Origin of the sequence: Microcoleus sp. Pol12A5 (assembly GCF_036701435.1) — a bacterium.
Classification (GTDB): domain Bacteria; phylum Cyanobacteriota; class Cyanobacteriia; order Cyanobacteriales; family Microcoleaceae; genus Microcoleus.
Map to the genome: position 1 here is coordinate 1 of NZ_JAUBQU010000182.1, position 7932 is coordinate 7932.

Annotated in this window: 10 protein-coding genes and 1 pseudogene; 8 read left to right on the top strand and 3 right to left on the bottom strand. The window is 45.6% G+C overall.

What is annotated here, in order from left to right; genetic code table 11:
* A partial coding sequence (locus QUA45_RS26680) for a hypothetical protein (RefSeq protein ID WP_333222819.1) occupies positions 1-188 on the top strand: 188 nt, incomplete at its 5' end.
* 116 nt (positions 189-304) lie between these two features.
* Here the strand turns inward: QUA45_RS26680 and QUA45_RS26685 are convergent.
* The 3 genes from QUA45_RS26685 to typA form a co-directional block, all read right to left on the bottom strand.
* Positions 305-889 (bottom strand): hypothetical protein, encoded by a 585-nt coding sequence (locus QUA45_RS26685; protein WP_333222821.1) that lies wholly within the window; start codon positions 887-889, stop codon positions 305-307.
* Positions 879-2030: an AAA family ATPase gene (locus QUA45_RS26690; RefSeq protein ID WP_333222823.1), complete on the bottom strand. Its 1152-nt coding sequence runs from the start codon at positions 2028-2030 to the stop codon at positions 879-881. The genes QUA45_RS26685 and QUA45_RS26690 overlap by 11 nt, the downstream gene beginning before the upstream one ends.
* Before the next feature lie 325 nt (positions 2031-2355).
* On the bottom strand, positions 2356-4146 hold the full coding sequence (typA, locus tag QUA45_RS26695) for a translational GTPase TypA (RefSeq protein ID WP_333222825.1): 1791 nt from the start codon (positions 4144-4146) through the stop codon (positions 2356-2358).
* A 56-nt stretch (positions 4147-4202) separates the two neighbouring features.
* Between typA and QUA45_RS26700 the strand changes: the two genes are divergently transcribed.
* The 7 genes and pseudogenes from QUA45_RS26700 (at position 4203) to QUA45_RS26730 (ending at position 7702) form a co-directional block, all read left to right on the top strand.
* Positions 4203-4337, top strand: coding sequence for a hypothetical protein (locus tag QUA45_RS26700; RefSeq protein ID WP_333222827.1), 135 nt, complete (start codon positions 4203-4205; stop codon positions 4335-4337).
* Positions 4338-4418: 81 nt separating this feature from the next.
* A complete protein-coding gene (locus tag QUA45_RS26705) occupies positions 4419-4757 on the top strand; it encodes a type II toxin-antitoxin system RelE/ParE family toxin (protein WP_333222829.1) in 339 nt (112 codons plus the stop codon).
* Positions 4750-5118: a transcriptional regulator gene (locus QUA45_RS26710; RefSeq protein WP_333222831.1), complete on the top strand. Its 369-nt coding sequence runs from the start codon at positions 4750-4752 to the stop codon at positions 5116-5118. Before QUA45_RS26705 ends, QUA45_RS26710 begins: the two co-directional genes overlap by 8 nt.
* Before the next feature lie 117 nt (positions 5119-5235).
* A pseudogene (locus tag QUA45_RS29300) lies at positions 5236-5337 on the top strand (helix-turn-helix domain-containing protein); the annotation flags it as partial.
* Positions 5338-5562: 225 nt separating this feature from the next.
* Positions 5563-6390 carry a M15 family metallopeptidase gene (locus QUA45_RS26720; protein WP_333094475.1) on the top strand — a complete coding sequence of 276 codons (828 nt, stop codon included), beginning with the start codon at positions 5563-5565 and terminating at the stop codon, positions 6388-6390.
* A gap of 164 nt (positions 6391-6554) precedes the next feature.
* The gene (gene coaD, locus QUA45_RS26725) at positions 6555-7133 is read left to right on the top strand and encodes a pantetheine-phosphate adenylyltransferase (protein ID WP_333094476.1); all 579 of its coding nucleotides are present in this window, start codon (positions 6555-6557) and stop codon (positions 7131-7133) included.
* On the top strand, positions 7016-7702 hold the full coding sequence (locus QUA45_RS26730) for a DivIVA domain-containing protein (protein WP_333149400.1): 687 nt from the start codon (positions 7016-7018) through the stop codon (positions 7700-7702). The genes coaD and QUA45_RS26730 overlap by 118 nt, the downstream gene beginning before the upstream one ends.
* Positions 7703-7932: the final 230 nt, after the last annotated feature.

Consider the following 7932-nt stretch of genomic DNA (forward strand, 5'->3'; position numbering starts at 1 on the left):
TCCAAGTGACGGTAGTCTTTCCGACACCGCCTTTGAAGTTGATTACGGCTATTGATTTAGGACTCATGGCTGGCTTTGTTTGGATTTTGCTCAAATATAAATTAAAACATATTGTGGCGGTTAGTCGATCGCGCGCTCCTACATTAGGGTCACTAGGTGCAAATTTTTATATAAAAAGGAAAGTTTGATATTATATCATTAACTAAGTAGAACAACTTAAACAAAACAGAAAACCCAGATACTAGATGGCTTTAAGAAATTCGGGATATAACAGAACATCATGTCACATCAACTAACTCATTCTTTACAACTGTAGCCTTTGCAACTCCCTACACGCATAACGGAGAGAAGGCAAAGTAATGCGATCGACTCCCTGAGGACATATTTCTCTAGCCAACTTTTTTGCCGCGCTTTTAGCTAGTTTAATCCTCTCTTCTGCACTCATATTGTCATCTTTATATTTAGTAATTTCATTACATTCTTGCCCTTCCATAATGTAATAAAACCACGTTTCAATATTTCGGGCGGGCACAAAAATAGCAACTTTCTCATTAGGCAGTCGCGGATCTTTGTTTAAATTACCTGCTGTTTCGTCTAATGCTATATTTAAAGAACGCATTCGATCGTCCAAGCTATCTTCATCAGCATCAATCATCACTACTACAGCAATATTTCTGTACTTACGGCTTCTATAACTTTTAATCAGCTCTGGATAATGCTTGAGTATCAAAGCATTGTTATTTTTAATTGTTTTCCCTTTAGGATTGCCAAAGTCTTTAATTTTGCGATCGTCCAAGCCGCAGCAGATCAGATATTGTCTGATAAATCGCTCTTGGTCAATATCTTCACAGAGAATAGTTACTTCTGGTAAATCATCTCTACTCGTCATAAATCCATCCAAGTTCTATAAGCTTAGCAACTGATAAACCTTCTTCTTCAGTATCAGTAATTCGCCGCACGCGGACAGCTTCATTATCTCTTCGTTCAAACCAATAACCTGAATTGCTTGCTAAGTAATTAATCAATGAGGGGTGATGAGAAATTAACATTACTTGTGCTTGATTTTCCAGACAATAGTCCATCACCCTACCCCACCAAGGTTTTATTTCCGGTAAAGCTAGGAAATTTTCTGGTTCATCAATACACAAAGTAAAATTATCATCAGGAGAACAATATATTAAGGTGTATAGAGCAATTAAAGCTTTTTGACCATGTGATAATTCATTAAGCCTATAAGCAGCCTTGCTGGGACGGGTAAAAGATGCTGACAAAATCCTAACATCACCGGATTTAGAATTTTGAAATGAATCAAATCCTTGGATAATCTTTTGTAATTCCAGCGTTAATTTAAGGATTTTACCTTGATATTCTTGAGATAAATAGCTGTACCAAGCTGCATAATTTGACATATCCCAGTTAGGTGAACTTTCCTCCTTAAGACTTTCTGATTCCATTATATAAGGATTGATCTGTACAATAAAAAAGTTAGAAATCCTTTTTTTGAACCATGTAAGCTTTAGATTGTCAGGCCTCTCGTAAATAAAACCAATGCCAGAACGCGACCAATCAAAGAACGGCAAGAAAGCACCTTCGCGATCGGGATCGTCATTATACAGCCTAGCTTGACCTACAGGCATACCTCTATCGCCTGCATCAACCCAGAAATTAAACAGAGGTTGTCCGTTAAAAGTTAAGCTTTCTAGTCGCATTCTAGGAGGTGCATAGTCTCCTTGATGTTCGATCTCTAGGGTATATTTATAAATGCCACCATTTCCTTGAATATCCAATTCAAATTTTTGAATGTTTGATTTTTGCCATCTTGTTAAATCCTTGCTTGCAAACAAATCTGATACTTTATAATCTTGCTGGGAAGCTTGATCGCCTAAAATAAATTTCTGTAGTTTTCTTAAAACCTCGAAAACGGTAGTTTTTCCCGATCCATTTGAACCCAGAAAGAGGTTTAAGCTATCTACAGTCAATTCAAAATTGACCAGGCATCTAAAATTATTTACATAAATTCTCTTCAGCATAATTTTTATTATTGATAAACGTTAGGATAATTAGCAATTTAAGGGCAGATTATAAATACATTCGTTCTCCCACAAGACTTTGTACTTGCAAAGCCAAGCCAATTAGTTATTTTTATGTCTTGAAATTGGTTAACCGAAAGGCTTCTTTAACCAATTCTTAGTTAAGTTCAACGGTGGTTTTCATGGTTCTATCTGCTTAATTGCTTCTCCAATTTAGATTTACCTCATAATTACTCTGTTATTTACAATTATTAATATTGCCTTTAAATACAGTTTGAAGTTGACATTAAGGGCTGGCTATTTTGCCACCAGCCCTCAAGTTGTTTTAGCGTTTCACCAACTTCTTAGAAACCTTCCGCAAGCGAATTGATTTCGGTGTTACTTCCACCAATTCATCCTGGCCGATGTACTCCAAAGCACGTTCCAGACTCATATCGACTGGTGCTTGCAATTGCGCCAATTCTTCACCGCCAGATGCGCGGTGGTTTGTCAACTGCTTTGACTTGCAAATATTCAGCTCCATGTCTTCATCTCGGTTGTTTTCTCCGATAATCATCCCTCTGTAAACCTTGGTTCCGGGGGTAATGAAAAATACGCCGCGGTCTTCAGCATTTTTCAGTGAATAAGTAGTGGCAACTCCTTCTTCAAAGGAAATCAATACTCCGTTGCGACGGGCGACAATTTCTCCACCGAGGGGGCGATAGTCGAGGAAGCTGTGGTTCATAATTCCAGCGCCGCGAGTCAAGCGCATGAACTCGCCTCGGAATCCAATCAAACCGCGAGCGGGAACTGAAAATTCGATTTGAGTGCGACCGGTGCTGCTGACGTGCATATCTTGCATTTCTGCTTTCCGCTGACCGAGGCGTTCGATGCAGCCGCCGACTGCTTCTTCGGGTACGTCTAACACCAAACATTCAAAGGGTTCGCAGGGACGACCGCCGATTTCGCGGTAGATTACTTGCGGCTGGGATACTTGAAATTCGTATCCTTCGCGACGCATATTTTCGATCAGGATTCCGAGGTGGAGTTCGCCACGGCCGGATACGAGGAATTTGTCGGGAGATTCGGTTTCTTCGACGCGCAAGGCGACGTTGGTTTGGAGTTCTCGCATTAGCCGATCGCGAATTTGTCGCGATGTTACCAAACTTCCTTCTTGACCGCAGAAAGGCGAATCGTTCACCGAGAAAGTCATCTGCAAAGTCGGTTCATCTACCTTGATTAAAGGCAGCGCTTGCGGGTCGTTCGGACAGGTAATTGTCTCGCCAATATAGGCATCAGCAAAACCGGCAACGGCGACAAGATTACCAGCAGTAGATTCTGGGATATCTATCCGCTTCAGGCCTTCAAAGCCCATCAATTTGGTAATTTTTGATTTGACAATCGCGCCGCTTTCGGTGATTAAGACTGCTTGTTGACCGATTCTAATCGTGCCGTTGTGGATGCGGCCGATGACAATGCGACCGACGTATTCTGAGTAATCTAATGTGGTTACTTGCAGTTGTAGTGGCTTGTTGGGGTCGCCTACAGGGGGTGGTACGTGGTCGAGAATTTCTTCAAACAGGGGCTTCATATCTACCCCTTCGTCTTCGAGGTGTTTTTTGGCGTAACCGCTTAAGCCTGAACCGAAGAGATAGGGAAATTCGCACTGATCGTCGTCAGCACCTAGTTCGAGGAACAGATCCAAAACTTTATCGACGGCTTTGTGGGGGTCGGCTCGCTCGCGATCGATCTTATTCACAAAGACGATCGGGCGCAGTCCTTTTTCTAGGGCTTTTTTGAGCACGAACCGGGTTTGTGGCATCGGGCCTTCGTTGGCGTCTACGATCAGCAGACAGCCGTCAACCATGCCTAGAACTCGTTCGACTTCTCCGCCGAAGTCCGCGTGTCCGGGGGTATCGACGATGTTGATCAGGGTTTCTCCGTACCTGACGGCGGTGTTTTTGGAAAGGATGGTAATGCCACGTTCGCGCTCGATGTCGTTGGAGTCCATGACGCAATCTGGGATTTCTTCCCCTTCGCGGAAGATCCCGGACTGTCTGAGGAGAGCGTCCACAAGGGTGGTTTTGCCGTGATCGACGTGAGCAATGATGGCGACGTTGCGAATGGGAAGACTCATAATGCGTCTGGAACGTTAAACGGATCTAACTAAAGATTTCTTAATAATTGTAGCGCATGGAGTCAAGGGCCGATCGGGCGCGGCTGCCAGATTGGAGTGCGATCGTCGCTAAAATCAAGATTATGGAAGCGCAACCGAGAGAAATTGAGCGTTACACTACCCCTGACGGCAGAGTTCCTTCTGATCGGTGATTTTGAGTTGGCCTAGGTGAAGAAGGTTGGATACGGGGCGATCGCCGATATTAAGATGAGGGTGCAAGCACGATCGACCTTATGGAAGTACAACCCAGAGATATTCAGCAGTATCAGATACCTGATGGCAAAATTCCTTTTTCCGAGTGGTTGGAATCTCTTCGAGACTTTAAAGGCAAAGCCAAGATTATTAAAAGGCTTGAGCGGGTTAGCGATGGCAATCTGGGAGATTCTCGATCGCTGGGAGAGGGAGTCTGGGAATTTAGGATTGACTTTTGCCCGGGCTACCGCGTCTATTTTGGACAAATAGAAACAACTATAGTGCTTCTGCTGTGTGGTGGAGATCAAAGCACTCAAGAGCAAGATATTAGCACAGCTAAGAAATATTGGAGAGAATACAGGAGCAGAGAAAATGCCTAAAAGCGTACCTTACCATCCGTTAAAAATTAAATCTCTCAAAGACCCCTTATTTGCTGTGGCTTACCTCACAGAGATACTTGAGGAGGAAGAAGGAGATTTGGAATTAGGAATCATGCGAAAAGCACTTCGAGATGTATTTGAGGCTCTGGGCGAACCAAATATGTCTGCTGAAGATGCTAAATTGCATTTGGAAAAATTAGATGTTTTGTTGTCGGGAGAAGGAAGTGCGACAATATATGCTTTGGCAAGTTGGCTGAAGGCTCTGGGATTGAAGTTATCTGTTGTGGTTGATGAAGGGGATAAAGGGGAAGAGAAAGATTCTGTTAGTGATGTTGAGTTGGCGGAAGTTGGTAATGGTTGATTTTGGGCGATCGACCTTTAACCTACTAATTAGACCTTAACGGCGCTCGATGCCCGATCGCTAAAGCAAGTAGCCGATCGCTCCGGGGTATCCTACAATACTGTTAAAAGTTATGCCCGATCGCCCGGTATGGCAATGGCTGACATCGGTGCTCTGGTAAAATTGGCGCGGACGTTTGATGTGTCGATCGAAGAATTGTTGGATTTTGTCGAACAGTAACAAATTACACTTAAAATAAACCAGCGCCCCCAGCGCCAACCAGTTCGACCTCGCAGGGACGATCGACTGTGGGCCCAAGCAACAGATGCGAGAGTTGGCGGATGGGACGGGGCGAAGTCTGAAAGAGATGATATATTCTCAGCGGCAATTGTAGCTTTTCGATCGCCCATATCGGTCTACAATTTTTAACGTTGAGCCTTATTGAAGTGCAGGAGTGGAGCTGGCTTGGATAACGCTAGTCTGTCAAGAAAACCCCCGCAAGCCTCGGAGCTTGTCGCCGACGAAATTCCCGAAGCAGTGCGAGACCACCCATACCCAGAAGCAGGGCAGAGTCAGTCCAAGAAAAAAGGGCTGATTTGGAAACTGCTAGGGTTGGCCGCACTAGCCTGTGGGGTCAGCATCTGGCTGCACCTCAACTTTAACTTGTTCCCAGCCACCAGTCAGGCAGAGCAAACTCAACAAAACTCAGCGCCGACAAGTTCCGCGTCTCCGTCTGTCGCGAGTCCAGCTAGCACCCCTAAAGCCCCCACAACCCCAGACAACCTCCTGGGACACTTGCCGTACCCAGAAGCACCAGCCAAAGACTTGGTAGGCGTCACCTCCGACGGTAGCGTCAAACTCCGCACCTCAGCAGCAGCAAAATATCAAGAAATGGCCAACGCCGCCGCCGCATCAGGCATCTACTTCGCTCCCATATCGGGCTTTCGCTCCCTGGAAGATCAACAGCACGTATTTTTTGACGTGAAAGCCGAACGCAGGCAAAACGCCAGCAAGCGAGCCGAAGTCAGCGCCCCTCCAGGTTACAGCGAACACCACACAGGTTACGCGATCGACATCGGCGACGGCAGCGCCCCGGATACCAACCTCAGCCCCAGTTTTGAAAATACCCAAGCATTCAAGTGGTTAGAAGCCAACGCCGTCGCCTTCAGCTTTGAAATGTCCTTCCCGAAAAACAATCGCCAAGGCGTCAGTTACGAGCCTTGGCATTGGCGGTTTGTGGGCGACAAGCAAAGCCTCGAAACTTTCTACAAAGCTCATTCGATGAATAAGTAGAGGCAAGAAGGAAGAAGAAAGAGGGAAGAAGGAAGAACGAAGAAGGAAGAACGAAGATTTTCCACATCTCCGGCTTTGCCACTCTCCCACTATCCCACTGCCCCAATCTACCCAGTCTCCCATTCCCCCACTCCTCCACTCTCCCACTTCATTGAGCCAAACTCGTGATTGCAATCTATCCAGGCAGCTTTGACCCCATTACCTTCGGTCACGCAGACATTATTGAGCGGGGATCTAAACTGTTTGACCGGGTAATTGTTACCGTAGTCAGAAACCCCAGCAAAACCCCTCTCTTCACCGTAGAGGAACGGATCGAGCAGATCCTGCGCTCTACCCAACACTTGCCAAACGTAGAAGTAGACAGTTTTGAAGGTTTGACAGTAAACTATGCTAAGATTCGACAAGCCAAAGTGCTGCTGCGGGGGCTCCGGGTATTAACAGATTTTGAAATGGAACTCCAGATGGCCCACACCAATAAAACCCTTCTGGGTGAAATTGAAACAGTTTTTTTGGCAACTTCTAACGAGTACAGCTTTTTAAGTAGTAGTGTAGTTAAAGAAATAGCCAAGTTTGGTGGCTCCGTAGATCATCTTGTTCCGAAACACGTCGCCCTAGATATTTACAAATGTTACGCCAGCAGGAACCCACTCGCATCGAACCCGACACTACCGGACGCGGCACTGAGAACGAACCCCCTCAGAACACAGCCGCCTTCGGAGACCCCACCCGAACCGCAGGAGTAGACATCCAGCGGGAATTGAACCGGCTTGAGGAAATTGTTCTCGACAGCCCGCGAATTCCCATGACCAGACGCACTCTGGTGGATGAAGAACAGTTGCTCGATCAGTTAGACTTGGTGAGGCTAAATTTGCCGATCGCCTTTCAGGAAGCCGAAACGATCATCCGGCACAAGGACGACTTGCTTCAAGAGGCGGAACTTTACGCTCAGGAAGTGATAGAAGCAGCAGAACAGAGAGCAGCAGAAATTTTAAACGATATGGGCCTGCTGCAGCAGGCGAAGATAGAGGCAGATCAGTTGCGGCAGCAAGTTTTGCTCGACTGTGAGGCAATACAGCAGGCCACGCTGGCGGAAGTCGAACAAATTCGCTACCAGGCTCAAGAGGAATTGGAAGAGATGAGAGTCAGGGCGATGGCTGAATGCGAGGAAATTCAAAACGGAGCCGACGATTATGCCGACCAAGTGCTGGATAATATCGAGCACAAGTTGAGCGATATGCTGCGCGTGATCCGCAACGGGCGCGATCAGTTGGATAGTGTTTCTACGTCGCACATCCATCACAACAACGGTTAGCCCACAGTGAACTCATTTCTTGAACATTTCTAAAAGTCTACCTAATTTAGGTAGATTTTTTTTTGCAATAGTCTCTATAGTCTTTATTCCTCAATTCGAGCACTCGGTGGCTTATTGTCGCTGAGATAAGTTTTGTGAACATAACAGCAAATATATAGTCATTTCAAATAAAAAAGAGACACTATTGAGCGCAGTAGGCACAGATGAGTTCATCTAAAGATGTGCCAGGA